20 protein-coding genes and 1 pseudogene are annotated in these 22,269 nt (G+C 69.6%); 14 read left to right on the forward strand and 7 right to left on the reverse strand.

What is annotated here, in order from left to right; all coding sequences use genetic code 11:
• The first annotated feature begins 54 nt into the window (after positions 1-54).
• From QFZ67_RS35430 to QFZ67_RS35440, 3 genes are all read left to right on the forward strand, one after another.
• A complete protein-coding gene (locus tag QFZ67_RS35430) occupies positions 55-1,506 on the forward strand; it encodes an amino acid permease (protein WP_307665129.1) in 1,452 nt (483 codons plus the stop codon).
• Between the two features lie 73 nt (positions 1,507-1,579).
• Complete coding sequence (locus tag QFZ67_RS35435) at positions 1,580-2,497, forward strand: GNAT family N-acetyltransferase (RefSeq protein WP_307665130.1); 918 nt, start codon at positions 1,580-1,582, stop codon at positions 2,495-2,497.
• A gap of 107 nt (positions 2,498-2,604) precedes the next feature.
• Positions 2,605-3,033 (forward strand): hypothetical protein, encoded by a 429-nt coding sequence (locus tag QFZ67_RS35440; RefSeq protein WP_307666136.1) that lies wholly within the window; start codon positions 2,605-2,607, stop codon positions 3,031-3,033.
• A 26-nt stretch (positions 3,034-3,059) separates the two neighbouring features.
• Here QFZ67_RS35440 and QFZ67_RS35445 read toward each other — a convergent pair.
• Positions 3,060-4,055, reverse strand: a pseudogene (locus QFZ67_RS35445) (DUF6777 domain-containing protein); the annotation flags it as partial.
• Between the two features lie 104 nt (positions 4,056-4,159).
• Between QFZ67_RS35445 and QFZ67_RS35450 the strand changes: the two are divergent.
• Positions 4,160-5,431, forward strand: a complete 1,272-nt coding sequence (locus QFZ67_RS35450; RefSeq protein WP_307665131.1) for a streptophobe family protein — start codon at positions 4,160-4,162, stop codon at positions 5,429-5,431.
• Between the two features lie 8 nt (positions 5,432-5,439).
• Here the strand turns inward: QFZ67_RS35450 and QFZ67_RS35455 are convergent, their stop codons facing one another.
• The 4 genes from QFZ67_RS35455 to QFZ67_RS35470 all read right to left on the reverse strand — a co-directional run bounded on the left by QFZ67_RS35455 (position 5,440) and on the right by QFZ67_RS35470 (position 10,368).
• Entirely contained in the window at positions 5,440-6,444 is a 1,005-nt protein-coding gene (locus tag QFZ67_RS35455) for a serine/threonine-protein kinase (protein ID WP_307665132.1), read from the reverse strand.
• A complete protein-coding gene (locus tag QFZ67_RS35460; protein WP_307665133.1) occupies positions 6,444-7,097 on the reverse strand; it encodes a hypothetical protein in 654 nt (217 codons plus the stop codon). The genes QFZ67_RS35455 and QFZ67_RS35460 overlap by 1 nt, the downstream gene beginning before the upstream one ends.
• A 14-nt stretch (positions 7,098-7,111) precedes the next feature.
• Positions 7,112-9,466, reverse strand: a complete 2,355-nt coding sequence (locus QFZ67_RS35465; protein WP_307665134.1) for an FHA domain-containing protein — start codon at positions 9,464-9,466, stop codon at positions 7,112-7,114.
• A gap of 62 nt (positions 9,467-9,528) precedes the next feature.
• Positions 9,529-10,368, reverse strand: coding sequence for a hypothetical protein (locus QFZ67_RS35470; protein ID WP_307665135.1), 840 nt, complete (start codon positions 10,366-10,368; stop codon positions 9,529-9,531).
• A 226-nt stretch (positions 10,369-10,594) separates the two neighbouring features.
• On the opposite strand from QFZ67_RS35470, the gene QFZ67_RS35475 reads away from it, so the two are divergent.
• The 5 genes from QFZ67_RS35475 (at position 10,595) to QFZ67_RS35495 (ending at position 15,567) form a co-directional block, all read left to right on the forward strand.
• A complete protein-coding gene (locus QFZ67_RS35475) occupies positions 10,595-11,404 on the forward strand; it encodes a lytic polysaccharide monooxygenase (protein ID WP_307665136.1) in 810 nt (269 codons plus the stop codon).
• Positions 11,405-11,600: 196 nt separating this feature from the next.
• A complete protein-coding gene (rpmG, locus tag QFZ67_RS35480; RefSeq protein WP_307665137.1) occupies positions 11,601-11,765 on the forward strand; it encodes a 50S ribosomal protein L33 in 165 nt (54 codons plus the stop codon).
• A 46-nt stretch (positions 11,766-11,811) separates the two neighbouring features.
• On the forward strand, positions 11,812-12,072 hold the full coding sequence (locus tag QFZ67_RS35485; RefSeq protein WP_307665138.1) for a type B 50S ribosomal protein L31: 261 nt from the start codon (positions 11,812-11,814) through the stop codon (positions 12,070-12,072).
• Between the two features lie 165 nt (positions 12,073-12,237).
• Entirely contained in the window at positions 12,238-13,215 is a 978-nt protein-coding gene (locus QFZ67_RS35490) for an NAD(P)-dependent oxidoreductase (RefSeq protein WP_307665139.1), read from the forward strand.
• Between the two features lie 135 nt (positions 13,216-13,350).
• Positions 13,351-15,567, forward strand: coding sequence for a glycosyl hydrolase (locus QFZ67_RS35495; RefSeq protein WP_307665140.1), 2,217 nt, complete (start codon positions 13,351-13,353; stop codon positions 15,565-15,567).
• Positions 15,568-15,770: 203 nt separating this feature from the next.
• On the opposite strand, the gene QFZ67_RS35500 is transcribed toward QFZ67_RS35495, so the two are convergent.
• Entirely contained in the window at positions 15,771-16,484 is a 714-nt protein-coding gene (locus QFZ67_RS35500) for a trans-aconitate 2-methyltransferase (protein WP_307665141.1), read from the reverse strand.
• A gap of 702 nt (positions 16,485-17,186) precedes the next feature.
• On the opposite strand from QFZ67_RS35500, the gene QFZ67_RS35505 reads away from it, so the two are divergent.
• Positions 17,187-17,720, forward strand: a complete 534-nt coding sequence (locus QFZ67_RS35505) for an NUDIX hydrolase (protein ID WP_307665142.1) — start codon at positions 17,187-17,189, stop codon at positions 17,718-17,720.
• On the opposite strand, the gene QFZ67_RS35510 is transcribed toward QFZ67_RS35505, so the two are convergent.
• On the reverse strand, positions 17,698-19,044 hold the full coding sequence (locus QFZ67_RS35510; protein WP_307665143.1) for a hypothetical protein: 1,347 nt from the start codon (positions 19,042-19,044) through the stop codon (positions 17,698-17,700). The genes QFZ67_RS35505 and QFZ67_RS35510 overlap by 23 nt on opposite strands.
• A 317-nt stretch (positions 19,045-19,361) precedes the next feature.
• Here QFZ67_RS35510 and QFZ67_RS35515 point away from each other — a divergent pair, with 317 nt between their 5' ends.
• From QFZ67_RS35515 to QFZ67_RS35530, 4 genes are all read left to right on the forward strand, one after another.
• Positions 19,362-19,691 (forward strand): hypothetical protein, encoded by a 330-nt coding sequence (locus tag QFZ67_RS35515; RefSeq protein WP_307665144.1) that lies wholly within the window; start codon positions 19,362-19,364, stop codon positions 19,689-19,691.
• A 238-nt stretch (positions 19,692-19,929) separates the two neighbouring features.
• A complete protein-coding gene (locus QFZ67_RS35520; RefSeq protein WP_307665145.1) occupies positions 19,930-21,054 on the forward strand; it encodes a radical SAM protein in 1,125 nt (374 codons plus the stop codon).
• Positions 21,051-21,215, forward strand: coding sequence for a hypothetical protein (locus tag QFZ67_RS35525; RefSeq protein WP_307665146.1), 165 nt, complete (start codon positions 21,051-21,053; stop codon positions 21,213-21,215). The genes QFZ67_RS35520 and QFZ67_RS35525 overlap by 4 nt, the downstream gene beginning before the upstream one ends.
• 87 nt (positions 21,216-21,302) lie before the next feature.
• Entirely contained in the window at positions 21,303-22,169 is an 867-nt protein-coding gene (locus tag QFZ67_RS35530) for a GNAT family N-acetyltransferase (RefSeq protein WP_307665147.1), read from the forward strand.
• The last annotated feature ends 100 nt before the right edge of the window (positions 22,170-22,269 follow it).

Genomic DNA, 22,269 nt, shown 5'->3' on the forward strand with positions numbered 1-22,269 from the left:
ACAGGTCGCCATGCAGATCCTGTCACCCTCGACGATGACGCGACACTGCATGCCATGGGATACCCGCGGAAACTCACCCGGCGGTTCCGCGCGTTCGATAATTTCGCCATCTCCTTCACTATCATCAACATCATTTCCGGAATCTTCTCGGCATTCGGCTTCGGAATGGGAGCCGGCGGACCGCTGATCCTCGTTTTCGGCTGGATAGGCGTATCGGTGATGGTGCTGTTCGTCGGCGCCGCGATGGGCGAGATCGCCTCCGCCTACCCGACCAGCGGCGCGCTGTACTTCTCCGCGGGCAAGCTCGCCAAGCGGCATCGCGGCGCCTGGTCCTGGTACACGGGCTGGCTGAACTTCGTCGGCCAGGTGGGCGGAACGGCCGCCACCGGCTACGCCGCCGCCACCTTCATCCAGGCTTTCATCGCGATGCAGTGGCCAGGCTATGAGGTGACGGCGCAGCGCACCGTCCTCATCACGGCGGTGATCCTGCTGGTCCAGGCGCTGGCCAACACGTACACCGTGCAGTTGGTCGCCCTGGTGAACCGGATCTCCGTCTGGTGGCTGCTGATCGGCATGGTGGTGATCGTCGTCGCCCTGACCGTGGTGCCCGACCATCACCAGCCGGCGTCGTTCATGACCCACTTCGTGAACAACACCGGGTTCAGCAACGGCATTTACGCCGCAATGCTGGGCCTGCTCGTCACCAGCTGGACTTTCACCGGCTTCGACGGCAGCTTCCACATGTCCGAGGAAACTGTGAAGGCGACCGTCAACACGCCGAAGGGCATCATGCGGGCCATCGCGTACTCCGCGGGCGCCGGTCTGATCCTCATGCTCGCTCTGGTGTACGCGATCCGGGATTACGCCGCCACCGCGAGCTCGGCGGCGCCGCCGGTGCAGATTCTCATCGATGGACTTGGCATGGGCACCGCAAAGCTGCTCCTGCTGGTCGTGATCGGCGCCATGCTGTTCTGCGGCCTCGCCAACATGACGAGCAATACCCGCCAGATCTTCGCCTTCTCCCGCGACGGGGCGATGCCCGGCTCCCGTTGGTGGCATTCCGTGTCCCTGCGCACCCGTACGCCCGTCAAGGCGGTATGGCTCGCGGCGGCCTGCCCACTGGTGCTGATCATTCCGGCCTGGTGGTCTCACACCGCCTTCACCGCGATTGTGAGCGTCAATGTCGTCGGGCTCTACCTCGCCTACGGTGTGCCTATTTTCCTGCGTCTGCGGCTGAACGACTTCGAGCCCGGTCCATGGAACCTGGGGCGTTACGGCAAGCTGGTCGCGGGTGTCGCGGTGACCTGGATCTTGATCAGTAGTGTGCTGTTCATGCTGCCCCAGGTCTCTCCGATCACCTCCGCCACGTTCAACTACGCGCCGATCGCACTTGGAGTGGTACTGCTCATCGCCACGGTGTGGTGGTTCGCCACCGCCCGCCGCCGCTTCCAGGGGCCGGTCAGCTACGGCAGCCCCGACGAAGTCGCCGCCATGGATCTGATCTGACCGGCGCGGCAACCACCATCAGGCCGCTTGGCGCGGCCACTCCCGCCACCATCTGAAGGGACGGACAGAAGGTATGAACCCCCTCGGCGAAGCCCCCCAGTCACACTCCACCAGCGAGCGCGCGGCCGGGAGTCCTCCCGGCGGCGCCGGCGGACTCACCGTCACCGGCGCCTCGTTGGAGCAATGGCACCAAGTGGCTGAGTGGGCCGCCGAGGAGGGATGGAATCCAGGCCGCGGCGATGTGGCCTGCTTCCACCCCACAGACCCCGCGGGCTTCTTCATCGGCCGCCTGGGCGCCCGGCCGATCTCGGCCGTCTCGATCGTCACGTACTCCGAGCAGTACGCGTTCCTCGGCTACTACCTGGTCCATCCCGACCACCGCGGGCAGGGCTTCGGCCTGGCGACCTGGCGCGCGGCCTTCCCGCACGGCGGAACCCGCACCATCGGCCTGGACGCCGTGCCCGCGCAGCAAGCCACCTACGGACGCGCCGGGTTCAAGTCGGCCAACGACACGATTCGTTACGGCGGGCGCCCGGAGCGGTCCGGCACTCCGGCGGCGGGGGTCGTGCCCGTGGCCCCGGAGCACATCGACGCAACCGCGGCGTACGACCGGGAGTGCTTCCCCGCCGAGCGGCCGGCCTTCGTCAGCCGCTGGCTGACCGCTGCCGGCCACATCGCGTACGCCCGCCTGCGGGAGGGAAGCGTCACCGGCTACGGCGTGATCCGCCCGGCACTCGACGGCCACCGCATCGGGCCCCTGTTCGCCGACACCCCCGAGGACGCCGAAGCCCTCTTCGACGCCCTCACCGCCCACGTCGGTCCGGAGGACGAGGTCTTCATCGACATCCCCGAACCTCAGCACGCCGCAGGGGCCTTGGCCACGGCCCGTGGTCTCGAAGCGCGCTCGCACACCGTGCGCATGTATGCCGGCCCGTTCCCCGAGGTCCGGGCCAAGCGCACCTACGGCGTCACCACACTCGAACTCGGCTGAGACACCCCGCCGCGGCCCGTCTCCAGTACTCCGGTGAGGCGGGAGGCTACGAGGACGAGTCCGGAGAGGCGTCGGGGGCCTCGGGCAGGCTCGGCTCGCTGGAGGCGATGGACTCCGAGGCGGGTGAATCGGCCGGTGGCGGCGCCGGCGCCGAGTCCGACGGCGTCGGTGGCTCGGGTGAGGCCGACTTCGAGGACGGGGTCCCGGAGGTCGGCGGCTCGGACGACGGGGATTTCGAGGACGGGGACTTCGAGGACGGGTGCTTCGAGGACGGGGATTTCGACGACGGGTGCTTCGACGACGGGGATTTCGAGGACGGGTGCTTCGAGGACGGGTGCTTCGAGGACGGGGACTTCGAGGACGGGTGCTTCGACGACGGGGATTTCGACGACGGGTGCTTCGACGACGGGGATTTCGACGACGGGTGCTTCGACGACGGGTGCTTCGACGACGGCGACTTGGACGGAGAGGAGGTGTGCGGGGAGTGGGAGTGTGACGGCCTGGGGCGGGGCGGCGGCGGGACCTTCTTGTCGTAGCGGCCGTGATGGTCACCATGCTCCCGCGCAAACCAGTCCTCGTGGTCCGGGTCGTAGACGACGAAGACGTTGATCACCTTGACGGAGCGATGCACCTGTACAACCTTCGTCGGCTGGAATCCGGACCACGTGGGGCCCTTCAGCCGGACGTTGCCCTCCACCTTGACCGGCGGTTGCAGCGGATTGCCGCATGCGCAGCGCACTCGCGGGACGCCGTGGTCGTCGACGAGGACGGCGGTACCGGCCTGCAGCACCGACTGATACTTGGTGGGGGCGCCGTTCTTGTAGCTGTGGTTGGTGACCCGGGTGTCATAGCTCAGCCGTAGGGGAGTCAGCGACCGCAGATACCCGGGCACCTGGGAGGGGCTACGGCCCACGACAGAGGCGAACGCGCTGTTCTTGGCCGGGTCCTCGGAGAGATATCTGATCTGTTTCTCGACGTCGCAGCTGGCTGTCTGCTGCGTCCCGCCGTACACGCCGGCATCCGAACCGTTCAGGTTCGTCGCCGGCGGGGCGGGCGGTTCCTTGGAGGGGGCCTCCTCGGCCGTCGACGGGGGCGTGAACGGATCCTCGCCCGACGAGTTGACGGGGTCCCTGACGATCTCCGCGGCCGCGGCCTCGCCGCCGCGGAACCCGGGGCGGGTGACGACGATGGTCAGAACCACGGCGGCGACAATCGCGACGGCGATCGTCGCGATTCTGGGGACGGACCGCCACCAGGGGTGGTCGGGGCCTTCGCCGGAGCCCTTCGCCGGTCCGCCCCCGCCGGGCCCGCCCGGGCCGCCCGGTCCTCCGCCGCTCGGCGGCCCCGGCGGGGTGCCGGGCGGCGGCGTGCCCTGCGTAGGACGATCCTGCGACGGGCCCGAGAGCGGGCCTGACGGAGGTCCTGTGGGGCGTTCGGACGGCGGCGGTTGGGCACTCACGGGCTCTTCTTCCCAGCGTAGGAACGATTTCAGCGCAGGAAACTCGGGCACAGGAATGTCAGTGAATGCGGATGAAAGCGAAAAAGATCCGCAGTCCACGCATACTGAACCTATTGTGTGCCCCGTACCCGTACGGCCCGCAAGCCGACGCGGTCGGCTCTCCCAGCGGGCGGAGCGCCGGACCCCTGCTTAGCGTGGCAAGAGTGGGCCAGCAGCAGACCAGCGACCAGGGACGCGCGACGCGCGTCTCCCACGGCTGGGGCGAGGCCCTCGTCGCGGTGCTCGCCGGGCTGGTCGCCATGGTCGTCACGGCCGCCCTCGGCCTGTGGGCGGCGGGCGCGGCCGATCTGCCCGGGGGCGCGTTCCCGCGCGTCGTCGCGGCCGTCGTCGTCATGGCGGTCGGCGGCTCCGTGGAACTCTCCGGAGACGCCGGACTGATCACCGGCACCAACGCGGACCTCAACGTGCTGCCGCTCTCCGTCACCCTCGCCGGAGCCCTGGTCATCGCCCCCGGCTTTCTCCGTCCACTACGGCACCGAGCCGTCGCCGGAGGCCGCGAACTCGCCGGCTGGGCCGCCCGGTTGGCCGTGCTGTGGGTGCTGGCTCTCATCGGCCTCTCGGTCCTGGCCCGCCACAGCTTCGACATCCCGCTCGGGCAGGGGACGATCGCCGACATCGGGGACCTGCTGGACGCCTCCCCCAAGATCGGGTTCCGCGCCGACATCCCGATCACCCTCGTCTTCGGCCTGTTGTGGCTGGTGGGCCTGCTGTTCCTCGCGCTGCTCGTATCGCGCAAGGCTCCGCTCCCCGCGCGCCTCGTTCGCTTCCAGGAGTCGGTGCGCCCGGCCGCGTTCGCCATGGTCGTGCTGCTTCTCGCCTACGTCGTCGTGGGAGTGGTCATCGCACTCGTCGTCGCGGCGACCCGCGGCAATGCCGCGGAGACCTTCGCCGTGATCCTGCTCGGGATGCCGAACCTCGCCTGGCTCGGGCTGACGCTCGGTCTGGGCGCCTCCTGGGAGGGAAGGGTGGACGGTCCGTTTGGGCTGCCCATGCCGCAGGTCCTGGACTCGGTGCTGCGCGCTCCCGAGGACTCCACCCTCAACGTCAGCTCGCTGTCCGACCACGACGGCCGGGCCTGGTGGCTGCTCGTCGTCATCGCGGCGGTGCTGCTGCTGGGCGCCGCGTTTGTCATGGCGGTCCGCTCACCTGCCAGGATGCGGCCCTGGCAGCACGCCGTACACATGGCGGTGGCGCTCACGCTCACGGTCCTGGCCATCTGCCTCGTCGCCCGCATCTCGGCGCATCTCGGCCTGTCCCTGCTGGGCATCGGCGACCTCGGCGGCGACCTGGCGGGAGAGGTGACGCTGCGGCCGCACCTGTGGCCGGCGCTCGGCCTGGCGGTGGTGTGGGGGCTGGTCACCGGCTTCCTCGGCAGTCTGCTCGCGTCCCGCGTACGTCGCCGGGGCGAGGTCTGAACCGCGGATCACTCATCCGGGCCGAGGCCGGGGAACGCCGGCCGCGCCCAGCGGGGCGGCAGCGGTGCCCCTGCCGACTTGGCGACACGCATGTCCACCTGCGTCGGCGGATGATCGCCCGCCTCGCGCCCGGCGCACGCGACACGCAGCGCGGCGACGAACTCCAGGCAGCTGTCGTACCGGTCGTCGGGCGACTTGGCGAGCGCCTTCGCCAGTACGTCGTCGACTGAGGCCGGAATGTCGGGGCGCTGCTCGGTCAGGGGCGGCGGCGGATCGTACTGGTGTGCCCACAACAGCGCCATGTCGTCGTCGCGTTGGAAGGGCGGAGTCCCGGCCATGCTCTCGAACACGACGCAGCCGAGACTGTAGACGTCGCACCGGCCGTCCACCGGGCGGCCCGAAATCTGCTCCGGGGCGACGTAGTCGAGGGTGCCGACGAACTGGCCGGCCGTGGTGAACCCGGTCAACGACAGCGACTTCTTCGTCAGGCCGAAGTCCGTGAGGTAGACGTGCTCCGGGTGTTCGCTGTCGGTGCCGGCCGCGATGAGGATGTTGCCGGGTTTGACGTCCCGGTGCACCAGGTCGTGGTCGTGGGCGGCGTCGAGCGCGGACGCGACCTGCGAGGCGATCCGGCCCGTGACGCGTACCGAGAGGGGGCCCTCGCGGTCGAGCAGGGCGCGGAGGTCCTGACCGGCGACGAAGCGCATCGCGATGTAGAGGATGCCGTCGGTCTCGCCCGCCTCGAACACCGGCACGATGTGGGGGTGGTCGATGGCGGCGGCGACCCGGGACTCGTGGGTGAACCGCTTGCGGAAGGTGTCGTTGCGGGCGAGCTCGGGGGCGAGCAGCTTGAGGGCGACGGTGCGGTCCAGGCGGAGGTCCTTGGTGCGGTAGACGACGGCCATGCCACCGCGGCCGATCTCGCTCTCGACGAGGTAGCCCGCGATCTGCTTCCCGAGCAGTTCGGACGGCCTCCCGGCGGGCAGGCTGGTATCGCGCGGAACGCGGACCATCAGACGTCACTGCCGGGCCGGTCCGCACCGGCCGCCCGGTCCGGGTCGACGACCCTCGTCGCCCCCGCGCCCGCTGTTCCGCCAGGCTCCGGCGGGTCCGTCCCCGGCCCCTCCGTGCCGGGTACTTCTTCCCCGGCCACCCCATTCGGTTCCGGCGGCCCGGTCCCGGCCGGGCCCGGCGGCGCCGCGTACGTGCTCAGGTGCGTCCCGTCGCAGTACACCCACCGCTCGTGCTCCGCGTCGTACAGCCACACCGACTCGCCGTCCACGACCATCCCCACCCGCAGCCCCTGCGTACTGCGGCGGAACGCCTCGCCGTCCGCCCGGCCGGCCGCCAGGTCCTCCGCCGCGCGGCGGTACTGGTCCAGCGACTCCTCGGCGCGGGCCAGCAGCGGGCGCGGGTCCGCCGTGCGGGACAGTGGCTGTCCGGCCGCCGGGGGCTCCTGCGGTACGGAGACCAGCAGGCGGCTGTCGACCCACGCCGACCAGCCGTTCGCGCAGACGATTCGGGCCCAGTCCCCGCGCCGGTCGACCAGCTGGACCGGAAGCAGCGGGTCGAGTGGTTCGGTCGGCCGGGACACGTCCGGTGCCTCCCAGGCGGGCAGCCCGTCCTGAGGGACGACATGTGTCGGGTGGAAGTCCTCGATCGTCATCGGCGGTCCCGTCCCTACTTCCGCATGATGGCGGGTTCATGGCGGCGCAGGAGCTTCGCGACCGCATACCCGAAGACGACGCAGAGGACCACAAGCATTCCCATGTTGAGCAGCCACACGCCCGCCGAGTGCTCGAAGAGCGGGTCCGCCGTCAGTTTGCCCGGTACGATCCTGGCCAGCCCGATCGTCCCAGCCATCGCTCCCAGCGCCCACCGGGACGGGATCAGCCACGCCAGCTGCTCGACGCCGGGAACGCCGTCCAGCTTCAACAGCGCCCCGCAGAACACGACCTGGATGATGGCGAGGAGTACCAGCAGCGGCATGGTGACCTCCTCCTTGCGCACCAGCGCGGACACCAGCAGGCCGAGCATCATCCCCGTGAACGACAGCACCGCCACAGCCAGGGTGATCTCCACCAGCGGCGGCATCAGCACGCCTTCACCGTCCGGGGCGTTCAGGTCGACGCCGACGAGCCCGACGAGGGTCAGCACGACCGCCTGCAGCACCGTGATCGTGCCGAGCACCACGACCTTGGACATCAGATACGCGGACCGGGACAGCCCGACAGCCCGCTCCCGCCGGTAGATCACCCGCTCCTTGACCAGCTCGCGCACGGCGTTGGCGGCGCCTGTCAGGACGCCGCCCACACACAGGATGAGCAGGGCGTTCATCGCCGTCTCCTGGGTGAGCCGGCTGCCGGCCAGGGCGCGGGCCATCGCGCCCATCACGAACGGCAGTGCGATCATGATGACCAGGAAGGTCCGGTCGGCGCTCAGCGCGGCCGCATACCGCCGGACCAGCGTCCGCAGCTGCGCCCCCCAGCTCTGCGCCTTCGGCGGCGGCGCGATGAAACCGTCCGCCGCGGCTTGCGGCAGGCGCGGCTGAGCGGTGGAGTTCGCGATGTACTGCCGGTGGAAGGGGGACTCGCGGTACGTCCCCGCCCAGTCCCGGCCCCGGTCGTTCTCGAAGGCCTCGAACGCCTCCGGCCACTGCTCGAAGCCGAAGAAGGCGAGGGCGTCGTCCGGCGGCCCGTAGTACGCGATCCTGCCGCCCGGCGCGAGCACCAGCAGCCGGTCGCACACATCGAGGCTGAGCACGCTGTGCGTGACGACGATGACCGTACGGCCGTCGTCGGCGAGGCCGCGGAGCATATGCATGACCGAGCGGTCCATGCCGGGGTCGAGCCCGGAGGTCGGCTCGTCGAGGAAGAGGAGCGACGGTTTCGTCAGCAGTTCCAGGGCCACGCTGACCCGCTTGCGCTGGCCGCCCGACAGGCTGTGGATGGGCTGGGTGGCCCGCTGCTCGAGGCCGAGTTCACGCACCACTTCGGCCACCCGGTCGTGGCGTTCGGTCTTCGCGGTGTCCTGCGGAAAGCGCAGCTCGGCCGCGTATCCAAGGGCCCGGCGCACAGTCAGCTGCGAGTGCAGGATGTCGTCCTGCGGTACGAGGCCGATGCGCTGGCGCAGCTCCGCGTAGTCGTGGTAGAGGTCGCGGCCGTCGTAGAGGACGGTGCCCTGGTCGGCGGGGTGCAGCCCGGTCAGCGCGTTGAGGAGCGTGGACTTGCCGGCGCCGCTGGGCCCCACCACGGCGAGCAGACACTTCTCCCCGACGGGGAACGAGACATGGTCGAGCAGGGTCTTACGGCCGCGGTCCACCGCGACAGCCAGGTCCTGGACGTCGAGCGCGACATCGCCGGTGTCGACGTACTCCTGGAGCTGGTCGCCGACGAGACAGAACGCCGAGTGGCCGATACCGACGATGTCGCCGGGGGAGACGAGGGCCTGGTCGACCGGCCGGCCGTTGAGGAAGGTGCCGTTGTGAGAGCCGAGGTCGACGATCTCGTAGGTGTCGTCCGGGAGCGCTCGCAGCTCCGCGTGCTGCCGCGAGACGACGAGTTCGTCGATGACCAGGTCGTTGTCGGGTCCGCGCCCGATGCGTACGGTGCGGGCCGACAGCGGACGTACGTTGGTCGGCTGCCGGAAGGTGCCGGTCGCCGACGGCATGGAGACGGCCGACGGACGGCCAGGCGCCTGCGCGGCGGGCGGCGGGTTCCGGTCGACGAGAACGGCACGCGGGCCGTCGTCCGGATTGCCGAACCGGATGACGGTGCCGGGGACGACCCCCCATTCGTGGATCCTCCTGCCATCGGCGTACGTGCCGTTCGTGCTGTCCTCGTCCTCGATCGTCCAGTGGTCGGCCCCGGGCCGCAGCACCGCGTGGTGCCAGGACACCCGGGCGTCGTCGATGACGATGTCGCTCAAGGGGTCGCGCCCGACGTGATAGTCCCGGCTCGGGCTCATCACCATGGAGCCCGCATCGGTTTCGAGGACGAGCTCGGGCGCAGTCGGCGCGACAGGCCGCTCTCCCATGGTCGGATTCTAGCGATTTGGCCGTATCTGTGCCCGACCTGCGCCCGCTGGGCCGTGCCCGCTCATGCCGGGCGGGGCCGGGGGCGGGACTGGTACAGCTGGGTGTGGTAGCGGCCTTCCGTCTCAAGCCCGGTGGGGTCGTAACCCGTGCCAAGGGTCTGTTCGACGGCGCTGCGCTGTTCCGCCGGGCCGGTGAACAGCCGCTGCGGATAGGTCCGCGAGTAGTCCGTCCGGGTGACCAGGCCGTAGTCGGCAAGGCTGGTGATCACCGATTGGTACGGGACTGTGCGCAGCACAAACGCGGTCACCCAGACCGGGACCCGGGCACACTCCAGAAGGGCCTCGAAGGTGCGGTGGGTGATGTAGCCGATGCCTCCGGTGACCGTGATCAGTCCGGCGCCCGCGACGGCGCGCCGCAGCTGCGGTCCTGGCGAGTGGCGCTCCAGGTTCTCGGCGTAGGCGTCGTCGAGCAGTCCGACTGCCAGGGCGTAGCTGACGGCCCGGTCGGCGGCGTCGAGACCGATGACCGGGGTCGCGTCGGCGCGGCGCCGTGAAGCGTAGAACTCCTTGTCGACGCCGATGAGTTCCTCGGTCGTGAGGGCTTCCGTCTCGGGGCTGGTGTAGTGCGCGTACAGCTCGGCGAGCGTGAGGTGGTGGTTGAGCAGCGCGGCGTTGATCCCGTACGAGCAGCACAGGTCGAGGACGGTGACGGGGCCGTCCGCGGCCCCGTGGGCGGCGGCCCGGTCGGCGCGGGTTCGGCGGAAGACGTCCTGCGCGTGGTGCGGGATCTCGTACTCCAGCGGGGCGAGCCGGCGGAAGTAGACGCGGGGGTCGGGCTCGTTGTAGATGTCGTCGAACCGGCTTTTGCCTGGTGTGGTGGCACTGGTCAGACCTCGGGTCATGGTGCGTACCTCCGCTGGCCGGGGACAGGTCTACGCCTGTCTAGCTCTAGCGGAGCGGCGCCGCGGGCCGGTAGGGCGCGGGTGTGGAACCGGCCACGTGTGATCCGTGCCGGGGCGACCGGGGACAGGCCTCTCGTGAGCGACCTGCCGCGCGCGGTGAACACTCCGCCGTGCGAAATCGTAATACACGGCAGGCTGCCGAGCCCGCCAAGGAGGTCTGCCGCGGATGACTGCCCATCGCATTGCCGCCACCGCCACCGCCACCGCTGCCGTTGCCGTCGCGCTCACGGTCGCGGCCGCCGGGACCGCGCAGGCCCACGGCGCGCCGACCGACCCCGTCAGCCGGGTCGTCGCCTGCGGTCCCGAGGGGGTGCAGCGCGATTCCGCGGTCTGCCGGGCCGCCGTCGCCGCGAACGGGGGAGTGGCGTTCGACGAGTGGGACAACCTGCGGGTGGCCGATGTCCGGGGCAGAGACCGGGAGCTCATACCGGACGGACAGCTGTGCAGCGCGGGCCTCGATGCGTACAAGGGCCTGGACATCGCCCGCGAGGACTGGCCGGCGACGACCCTGACGGCCGGCGCCCGGTTCACTCTCACCTATCTGTCGACCATCCCGCACAAGGGAACGTTCCACCTGTACCTCACCAAGGCGGGCCACGATCCGACCGTGCCACTGCGCTGGGACGATCTGACCCCGCAACCCATCGCCACGGCCACCGACCCCCGGCTCGTGGACGGTGCGTACCGGATCTCCGGGCGGCTCCCGGGGGGACTGACAGGCCGCCATGTGCTCTATACGGTCTGGCGGAACTCGGATACCCCGGACACCTACTACTCCTGCTCCGACCTGGTGCTGACAGGCGACTCGGCAGAGCCGCCGCAGCCAGGCGGCGAGCCCGCCGAGCGGCAGGCCGCGGCATCCGCTGAGCGCACTGAGGACAAGCAGGCCGTCCTGGTCGGCGGGGTGGCCGCGCTGCTCGGGCTGTTCGCGGTGGCCGCATCCGCGCTGGTCCGGCGCCGCGCCCGGCGACAGTAGGCCAGCTGTCGCACAGTGCGACCGCCTGGAGTGGCTGCGGGCATGGGCCGGGACGACGGCGGGGATGCCGCCGGGCACAGGGCGGGAGGACGGCGGGAATGCCGCCGGGATCCGTGCGGTTACATCACCAGGCGCTGACGTGAACGCGACATTCACTCCCACCTCCGGTGGGCTTGTGAGGCGCCGGGAGGAACGCATGGCACGCAGTAATACCCGTCCCGTCATAACCCTGCGGTCGTCCGCCGGGACCGGCCAGACGTACGTGACGCGCAAGAGCCGCCTGAACAACCCCGACCGGCTGCTGCTGCGCAAGTTCGACCCCGTTCTCGGCGAGCACGTTCTGTTCCGCGAGGAACGCTGACCTGCCACCGGACACCAGCCGCCTCTGCATCGAGGAAGAAATCCGCATGAAGCCTCGTATACACCCCGTCTCGCGCCCGGTCGTCTTCCGTGACCGCGCCGCTGACGCCGCCTTCCTGATCCACTCGACCGCGCAGTCCGCGCAGCGTGTGGAGTGGGAGGACGGCAACACCTACCCGGTGTTCGACGTCGAGATCTCCTCGGCGAGCCACCCCTTCTACACCGGAACCTCCCGGGTGCTGGACACGGCCGGCCGTGTGGAGCGCTTCGAGCGCCGCTACGGCACCGCCGCACCGGCCCGGAGCTGACCCGGTCGACCAGCCAGGCGCGGCCGCCCACGATGGGCGGCCGCGCCGTCGTGTTCCTGGCCGGATGCCGCATGTCACGGTCCGCATGTCACGGTCCGCGGGAGACAGGGCGGGCTGATTGGCTGGCCCAGCGACAGCCAGCCACGACGGCGAGAGGCGATTCGAGTGACCTCATCCACCGAACAGAGCGAAAGGGCGGACCGTCCCACGGTGGCGGTGCTCGGCACCGGCATCATGGGCGCCGCGATGGCACGCAACCTGTTCCGCAGCGGCCTGGCCGTCCGCGCCTGGAACCGTACGCGGGCCAAAGCGGAAGCGCTCGTAGCCGACGGGGCGTACTGTGCCGGATCGCCGGCCGATGCGGTCACCGGCGCGGACGTGGTTCTGACCATGCTCTACGACGGACCGCGCGTGCTCGCAACCATGCGAGAGGCGAGCGAGGCTCTCGCCCCCGGAGCGGTGTGGGCGCAGTCGACCACCGTCGGGGACGCCGCCACGGCCGAGCTGGCCGACTTCGCGCGGCAGCACGGCCTCACCTTTGTCGACGCACCCGTTCTCGGTACGAAGGAGCCCGCGGAAGCCGGGCAGTTGCTGGTACTGGCCGCGGGCCCGAAGAGTGCCCGCGCCACTCTTACGCCGGTCTTCGACGCCGTGGGCCAGCGCACCATATGGGTTGACGACGACGGCTCCACCGGGGCCGCCAGCAGGCTCAAGCTTGTTCTCAACAGCTGGGTCGGCGCTCTGACGCATGCCACGGGTGAGGCGATCGCCTTGGCGCGGGGCCTCGGCGTCGATCCGCAGGCCTTCCTCGACAGCGTGTCCGGCGGACCGCTGGACAGCGGGTACTTGCGGACCAAGTCCGCGGTAATCCTCAGTGGCGACTACACGCCGAGCTTTTCGGTCAAGAACGCGCTCAAGGACACACGGCTGATCGTCGACGCGGGGGAGCGGTCCGGACTACGGCTGGATGTCGCGCGGGCGGGAGTGGCGCGCTTCGAGCGAGTGGAGCGCCAGGGCCTGGGCGAACGCGACATGGCGGCCACGTATTTGGCGTCATTCGACGAAGGCCGAGAGCCTTCCCCGGACGGCCGGGACGGCCGGGACGCCCCGGACGGCCCGGATGGGGAGCCGCTGGACCGGTAGCCCAGCCGAGTGGTTGCCGACGTGCTCTTCCTGTCTCCCCGCTCACAAAGTCCAACGCGCGCCCTTCTGTTGCACTGGCCCCCTCTCGTAACGTCATCAGGTCTTGAAGTGGTCATGACGATGAAGAGGGTGTTCATGCACAGACGTCTGCTTCAGCTGGTCCTCATCTCGCTCGTGGGCGCCGCGACTCTCGCGGCGCCCGCGGTGGCGGCGCCGCCCGGTCCGCCGGATGTGTACCGGCCCGTGCGCGGGCCCGCCGCGCCGGCCGAGTACCGGTATCTGCAGAAGACCCTGCCGGGGGAGTCGATTCCGCGCCATGCTCACGACACCGCCGCGGCGCAAGCACGTCAACTGCCCACCGTCGGCGGGCGCTGGAAGCCGGTCGGACCGACCAATATCGGCGGGCGCATCGTCTCGCTCGCCCTCGACCCCAAGCGCGCCGACACCGTGTACGCCGCCGCGGCCAGCGGCGGGATCTGGCGCAGCACCGACGCCGGGCAGACCTTCACGTCCGCCTGGCCGGACGACTGGACGCAGGCGATGGGCGCGGTCGCGACCGGCCCCGACGGCACTCTCTACGCCGGGACCGGCGAGCCCAACCCCGGTGGCGGCAGCATCACTTACGAGGGCACGGGCCTCTATCGCAGCACCGACGGCGGCGCCCACTGGCGACCCATCGGGCTGCGCGACTCCGGCGCGATCAGCGCGATCACGGTGGACCCGGCCAACCCCCGCCGGTTATACGTCGCCGCGGCCGGATCGCTCTACAACGGCGGTGGCGACCGCGGTGTCTACCGCTCGGACGACGGCGGGTCGAGCTGGCAGCGAATTCTCACCGGGGCCAACGAGTTCACCGGCGCCACCGAGGTGGTCGTCCAGGGCAAGAGGCTGTACGCCGTGCTGTGGGACCACCGCCGCCGGCCCGATCTGCGCACATACGGCGGCGTCGGCTCGGGTGTCTTCCGCAGCGACGACGACGGGAAGTCCTGGCAGCGGCTCGGCGGCGGTCTGCCCGCCCAGAGCCCCGAAGTCGGGCGGATCGGCCTCGCCGTCGCGGGAGAGAACGTCTACGCCATCGTCAACAAGACCAGCGGCCCCTTCGAGGGCTTCTACGCCTCGAGGGACGGCGGCGACACCTGGAGCCGGACACCGGAGAGCAAAGACCTTGCCAACTCGCAGTCCAGCTTCGGCTGGTGGTTTGGCAAGATCTGGGCCGACCCCAAGGACGCCAGACATCTGCATGTGGCCGGGGTGGCGCTGCTGACCTCGAAGGACGGCGGCGACTCCTGGACGTACGACGACAGCAGCATCCATGTCGACCACCACGCGATGGTCTGGGATCCGCGCCGCCCTGGCCGGGTCTATCTGGGCAACGACGGCGGCGTCTACCGCTCCGACGCCGACGGGGACGGCGGCTGGGTCAAGGCCCGCCACGAGCCGTACACCCAGCTCTACAGCGTGGCCATCAGCCCACAGGACACCAGCCGGATCTCCGGCGGCGCGCAGGACAACGGCTCGCTACGGTCCTGGGGCGGGGACGGCTTCAACGAGTATCTCGGCGGGGACGGCGAGGAGAACCTCATCAACCCGACCGACGTGAACAATGTGTACGCCTGCTACCAGTACGGCAATTGCTTCCGCTCCACCGACGGCGGCGACAACCTGACGTACTTCGCCGACAAGACGGTCTTCAAGCGGCGCAACTGGTTCACCCCAGTCGTCTTCGACCCGCGCGACCCGAAGGTCCTCTACTACGGCTCCGAAGTGCTCAACCGCTCCACGGACGGCGGCGTGACCTGGAACGCCATCAGCCCCGACCTCAGCGGCGGTCCCGGCCCCGACCCGATCTACACGAACTACGGCACGATCACGACCGTCGCCCCGGCGGGCGACGGGCGCACCGTATACGCCGGTACCGACGACGGCCGTGTCTGGGTCACCAAGGACCTGGGCGCGACCTGGACGAAACTGGCCGAGGGCCGGCCGTGGGTGACCCGGGTCGTCGTCGACCCGAAGAACCCCGACCGCGTCTACACCACGCACTCCGGCTACCGGGCGGGCTCGGCACTGGCTCACGTCTACGGCAGCACCGACGGCGGCAAGCACTGGAAGGACCTGTCGGGCAACCTTCCGGCCGCGCCCGTCAACGACCTGATCATCGGCCGGGGCAACATCCTGTACATCGGCACGGACCAGGGCGTGTTCGCCTCGCTGCCCGGCGGCGGGCGCTGGCACCGCCTCGGCCGCGGCATGCCACAGGTCCCGGTCGACGACATCGAGTACGACGCCGGGCACCACCGCCTGGTCGCCGCCACTTTCGGCAGGGGGTTCTACGAGCTGACGACCCTCTGACTCTATGGATCGGGCACCGCCCTGCGAGGGCCCCGGCGGCCTCCTGCTCAGCCCGCTGAGGTTAGCGATCAACGGCCCCAGTGTGCCGCCGTTGCCGTCATCGCTGCGGTGCCCGGTGCCCGGAACGACGACGGTCTGCTCGTCCAGCGCGGTGAAGACGTCTTCGACCGGCGACCTCGTGAGTCGACTACGCCGCATCCGCATCAGCGGACGTGCTGCGCCACTGTGTATCCGGTCGGCCCGGTGAGTCCGTTCCGAGACTCATCCACTACTTCGACGATCTCGAAACCCGCGGCCGATGCGTAACCTTCCAGTTCACGGGGAAACAGCACGCGCCGCCGGATCTCGTCCTGGGCCTCGTCGCCTGAGGCGAGAACCCAATGCCGGTGCATGGTGTTGATCTGTGTCCGCAGGTCCCATCCATAACTGATGGTCACCCGCGCCGGCCCGTCTGGAGTGTCGACGACGGCGCTCGTCGGCTCGGGGCGAATGACGGGCGACACAGGGGAGAAGAGCACCAAGAGTCCGCCGGGCCGTGCATGGGCGGCAAAGGTGGCGAACACTCTGGTGATGTCGTCGTTGTCGTGCACATAGGCCAGCGAGTTGCCGAGGCAGGTCACGGCGTCCATGCGTCGCCGGAGCCGGACGGTTCGCATGTCGCCAATGCGGATGTCAAGTCCAGGCCGTACTCGGTGTGCGTAGTCGACCATGCCGGCCTGGAGGTCCACGCCGACGCACTCGAAGCGCTTGGCCAGGATTTCGAGATCTCGCCCGGTGCCGCAGCCGAAGTCCATAAGCGTGTTCGTATCCGGCCTGTGGCGTTCGATCAGGGCTTGGCACATCTCGGCGCTGCCGCTGTCCGACTGGATCGCGTCGTACAGCGCGGGGTCCCGATAGAAGAGGTTCGTTGCTTCCATGCGCTCGGTTCCACGTCGGGGCTGGTCACATGAGGCTCCGCAGTCCGATTTCCAGGGCGAGCACGTCGCACAAGAGATCGGGCACCGTAGGCGCGTTGCTCGGCGTCCTCTCGGGCCTGGGCAAGCGCTTTGGGGTCAACGTAGCCGAGATCCACCAGTAGTGATTCCCGAATCATCCTATTCAGGACGGGCAGCCCGTACGAGCGCAATCCGGCCTCCATGACTCCCAGGAAGTTCTCCGGTTCGGCCGGCGCGACGACCGACTCGGCGAGTCCGGCACGCCGTAGGCGCTCACGGAACAGGGCCTTACCGCGCTTGAACTCGTGTGGAAGCTGTTCCATGAACCGCACGATGCGGGGGTGGACGAGCGGGCTCACCGGCCAGACACCGCGGCGGAGAAACCCGGGGTTGTGGAGCCCAAACGCGATCAGCGTGGGGAGCGGAAGTACCGGAATCGGCGCAAGGTGGAGAGGTCTGGTGATCGCCGGTTCAGCCGCTACCCCGGGCGCCCTCCGGTCGGCATGGTTCGTAGCCACAACGGCACCGAGCTGGTCGACCTGCCAACGCCAGAGCTGCGCTCATGGGGCTCATAGCAGACCTCGTCAGTGCCTCATCTCGTCGGAATGACGCAAAACCAAGGAACGCGCGTCGGCCTTCTGGCTGCTCTGAGATCCTGGAGACCGATCGAGAGGGGCCGCAGCGATGCAGTGGAAGATCCACGGGGAACGTCCGATCTACGAGAACACCTGGGTGAACCTGTGGCTCACCGACGTCGAGACGCCGGACGGGAACCGCTGGGAGCACCACGTCGTCAAGCTTCGGCACCTGGCCGTGGCCGCCGTCGTCAACGAGCGGCGCGAAGTTCTGATGATGTGGCGGCACCGTTTCATCACGAACGCCTGGGCGTGGGAGCTACCCATGGGCTTGGTGGAGGAGGGCGAGACGCCAGCCGACGCGGCGGCCCGTGAGGTGCTGGAGGAGACCGGCTGGCGGCCCGGTCCGGTCAAGTCGCTGATGTACGCCGAGCCGGCGAACGGCATCACCGACTCCCAGCACCACGTCTTCCGGGCCGACGGAGCCAAGTACGAGGGACCGCCGACCGAGAAGAACGAATCGGACCGGATCGAGTGGATCCCGCTTACTGATGTACGGGGCATGATCGACCGCCGCGAGATCGTCAGCAGCGGCTCTCTCGTGGGGCTGCTTTACGTGCTCATGGACGAGGCGATCCGCTGATCTGGCGGGGCAGCACTTCCCGGAGCCGGGACTCGAACGCCACCGCGGCCGGTTCCCGGCGGAAGGGCTCCAGCTGCTCGTAGAACTCCCGGAGGTGGCTGGCAACCCGTTGCGAGCTGACGGCCGCCGCCGGGGCGAGGGCAGCCATGGCCGTGTGACACGCCTCGTCGAGCTTGCCGCGCTGGAGCTGGGTGCGAGCGAGCCAGAAGGTATGGAAGGCGCGGCCTCGGTGATTCGATTCGTGTTCGCGCCGTAGGGCATCCGCGATCAGTGGTTCGGCGAGGGCGGCCTCGCCGAGTCGGCCGTGTGCGATGCCGGTGTCCACGATCAGCTTCGGCTCGTCGAAGTACGCCACCCACGCCGGGTCCGGATCGCCCGAGCTGATCCGGCCAAAGTAGGTGTGGGCTTCCGTGATCGCGCCGTGGGTGGCGCTGTGGTTCCCAAGGGTGGCGTGGGCGAAGGCTTCTCGCATCGCGAGCATGGCCAGCACGCGAGGCGTTGTCCCCACGGCGGCTCGTGCCTGGTCCTGGGCCGCTGTGACCAGTGCGAGGGCATCCCCAGGCTTGTCTTGATAGGTGGCCTGAAGGCTCATGCAGGCGAGGACATTGGCCATGAACTGGCGGTCATCGATGGCCCTGGCCAGTCCGAGGGATTCGGTGAAGTAGGCGCGTGCTTGGTTGTACTGGCGGGCGTCGAAGTAGGTCCAACCGGTGAGGCGGGCGAGTTCGGCCGCGATGCTGTGCAGGCCGTCCCGCATGGGCGCGGGGCGCTGTTCCTTGAGGAGATCGACGACGTAGCGGAGCTGGCCGACGACCGCCGGCCGTAAGGTCTCGCCGCCGTGTTCGTCGTCCCGGCGCCAGTAGTCAGCGATCGACGAGTGCAGCGCGTCCAGCGTCGATGGGCTGAGGTCTCTTTCGGCCGCCAGGGCGAGGATGCTGTCCACGTCCGCCCCCGGCAGACTTGCGGCCAACTGCGCGTCGACGGGGGTTGGTTCCTCTGGGGTTTCTCGTGGAGTGACGGTCAGGTTCCGCGGTGTCTCCCACGAGCGCCGTGCCAGGCCGAGCATGTGGCCGGGGATGCGCAGTCCGTCAGAGATCCGCTCGATCACGTCCATGTGCAGCAGCTGCCGCCGCCCCGCGATCACCTCACCGACGCGGCTGGGGGTGAGATCGCAGCGTCGCGCGATCATCGACGGGTAGATGCCTGCTCGCGCTTTGACCAGCTGAAAGATGCGGCCGAAGTCTCTGGCCTGGCATGCCTCGATCATCACCGGGTCCGTGAGCAGGCTGACGGGGAGTTCCTTCGAGCGGGGTGACTCGGGCATCGGGCACGCTCCGGCGTGAGGACTACGGATCGCTGCTCTTGGTCAACCGAGGGTGATGTTACCCAAGTTGGGTAATCCGCTTGGCCTTTCTGGTCAAGCCTGCGGATCGCGATGCTCCTGACCATGGCGAACGGACAGGACGACGTACGAATGACGCTTCGGCTCTCGCGTGACTCCGGCCGAACGTGGGGGCCTCTCACCGAGGTGCGCGTGGGCGCCAACCCTGTGCTCCCGGACGACCCCGGTGGCTTCCCGCCGTGCGCGTGCCGCCGGTGCGCGGAGCGGAACTCCGTGGGCTCTCTGCGGCTGGTGTCGTGATGCGGTGCACGCACTGGCGCTGGGTGCCCCTGGACCTGGCGCGGGAAGCGCGGGAGAGGTCAGCCGCGGAGTGCGTGGACAGGGCCGTGCAGTGCCAGTTGTGCGCTCACGACGACGGTGAGCACTACGGCCTCCTCGACGACCTCGGCGAGTACGGGACCGCGCCGTGGCTCCGCTGGCAGGAGGGGACCGAGGTGGACCTAGTCGTGCTGCCGGACTGCCCGGTGCTCGCCCCGGGGCTCGACGGTGAGGGCTGCTGTCTGTTCGCCGGCCACACCGAGCAGCACACCTGGGAAGACGCCCTGAAGGAGGCCTCGTGCCCCAACTGATCACGAGCCCACGCAACCGCACATTCCTTATCACCCGCCCTGACTCTTACGGCGGAATGCAGACCCGGCGCTTTCGCCCTCCTTGCAACGAGAGCTGCGGGGACTGCGGCGGCAGCGGCGCCGACTCGTCCGGCAAGACCTGCGGCACCTGCAACGGCCTCGGCGAGATCCACTGTCTCGCCAGCCTTCAGGGCGCACGCGTGCCGTCGCGTTCCATGATCCGGAAGGAGGGCCACCGATGGCCCACGCTCTGATCGCCTCCCCGTTCCTCGACGGGCACCTGCTCCTTAAGCCCGGAGCAAGGGCCGGGGCCCGCATCCCGGCCGACCACTACGAGGACATCCGGCAGGCCGCCGCCGACGGTGAGGCTCTGCCTGCCTGGGCGGTACAGACCGCCGCCGACGTATGGGGCATCGACCTGGGCGGCCGACCCGCGCAGGGCACGGTGCTGCTGCGCGAGCCGTCCCCGTACGGCTACTGCCGCGCCTCCTGGGAGATCAACCTCGGCTGCAACTTCGGCTGCAAGCACTGCTACCTCGGCGAGCGGCCCTTCTCCGGTCTCGGCTGGGAGGACAAGGTGCGGCTGCTGGACATCATGCGCGAGGCCGGTGTCCTCTGGCTCCAGATCACCGGTGGCGAACCCACCATGGACCCTCACTTCCAGGGTTCCTACCGGTACGCCTGGCAGGCCGGGATGATGCTCACCATCTCCACCAACGGCTCGCTGCTTTGGCGGCCGGACCTCCTCAAGCTCTTCCGGGACTGCCCGCCCTACCGGCTGGTCGTCAGCATGTACGGGGCGAGTGAGGAGTCCTTCGACACGCTCACCCAGCGCCGTGGCGCGTGGAAGGCGTTCCGTCGCGGCATTGACGCCGCACGCGAGGCGGGCCTGCCTCTGCGTATCAACGTCGTGGTGACCGAGGACAACGCCTCCGAGGCCGACGAGATGGGCGCCCTCGCCGAGGAGTGGAACGTCGAGAACCACGCGTACACGAACATGACGCCCACGATCTACGGCGGCGGTGAGCCGCTCCTCGCCCAGTCTGCCGCCCACCTGCGGCAGCGCAAGCCGTTCGCCGGCTGCAACGCGGGACACACCTTCTTCCACACCGACCCCCACGCCAAGGTCTCGATCTGCAAGGTCGGCCGGGACGACCAGATCGACCTCATGGCCGAAGGCATCGAGGGCCTCACCCGGCTCGGCGCCATCGCGGACCGACTCATGCTTCGCACCGGTGGGTGCGAGGGCTGCGCCCTGTCCGGCACCTGCCGGGTCTGCCGCCCCCTGGCCAAGCACTACCAGGAAGCGAAGGCGCCGCTGCACAGCTACTGCCAACACGGAGACAAGGAGAACGCATCATGACCCCGCCCGTACTGGTGACCCTTCTGCCCGGCCCGCCGGCCTCGGCACGCCGCGCGGCACCGCCCGTCGCCGCCCTCTCGGTGACCGCCGTCCTGGACCTGGACGACGTCGTGGAGAGCGCGGAGTGCTCCTGCGACGCCGGTGACGACAACCCCCACTGACCGACAGATCCGGTCGGTTCCGTTCAGGCCCTGGCGCATTCGCGTCGGGGCCTGAGCCCTGACCGGCCGACCGTTAGGGTGCCGCTCATGCTCTTCCGTTGGGACTGGCTCCGGCCCGTATTGACCGCGCCGATCGTGCCGACTCTCGGTCCCGTCCATCCCAACGCCCTGACCGTCGACATCTTCGAGGACACCCTGCGAACGGCCGTCACCGGGGACTTCCTCCCCTACGACAAGGACCGGCGCTGGGGCGGCGAGAAGGACGAGACGGTCCTCCGCGGCAATGTGGTGCACCAGCCTGACCACACCCTCATCCCCACCCTGAACCGGCGTGGACGCGGCACCGTCAAGGTCTTCGCCTATGGGCACCACGGCAGCGTCTTGGATGAAGCAGCCGAACTGGCCGCGAAGCTCGCCTCCGTGCACGACGCGGTCAACGCCCGCGTCGTGCACCCACTCGGCCCCGAGACCAGCTCCCCACGCGGCACCCGCATCCAGCTAAAGGACTTCACCGCCCGCCCCTGCCCCGACCCCGGCGGTCTGGTCCGCCCCGTCACCGACTGGCCCGCCGCCGTACAGGAGACCTTCGCCCCGTTCGCCACGGCCATGTCCGCCGACGGCTTGGCCTTCCTCCACACTCAGATGCAGGCCGGCCGGTGCGGCCCGGTCCTCGCCGCCGCCGTCGAGGACCGCATCGTGGGCGCGATCGGCCCCATGGAAGTACGCCCCGACGCGATCGGACGCCCCCAGCTCCTGCCCCAGTACTTCGCCGTCCTGCCCGAGGCCCGAGGGCAGGGCATGGGCCGCGTCCTGTGGCGGGCCGCGATGCACTGGGGCCAGTCCCACGGCGCCGCCTACCAGCTCCTCCAGACCGAGGTCGGCGGCCCCTCCGACAGGCTGTGCCAGTCCGAAGGACTAACCTCCCTCGGCTTCACCCACATCATGCGCGCATAACCCCGGACCTCGCCCGCATCGAGGGCGCGACCGACTCAGTACCTCTACGGCCTCTCGCCAACTGCTACCCGTGCTCCGACCGTTCGGCTGCCGGGAGCAG

The organism is Streptomyces sp. V1I1, assembly GCF_030817355.1.
In the GTDB taxonomy this organism is placed as follows: Bacteria; Actinomycetota; Actinomycetes; order Streptomycetales; family Streptomycetaceae; genus Streptomyces.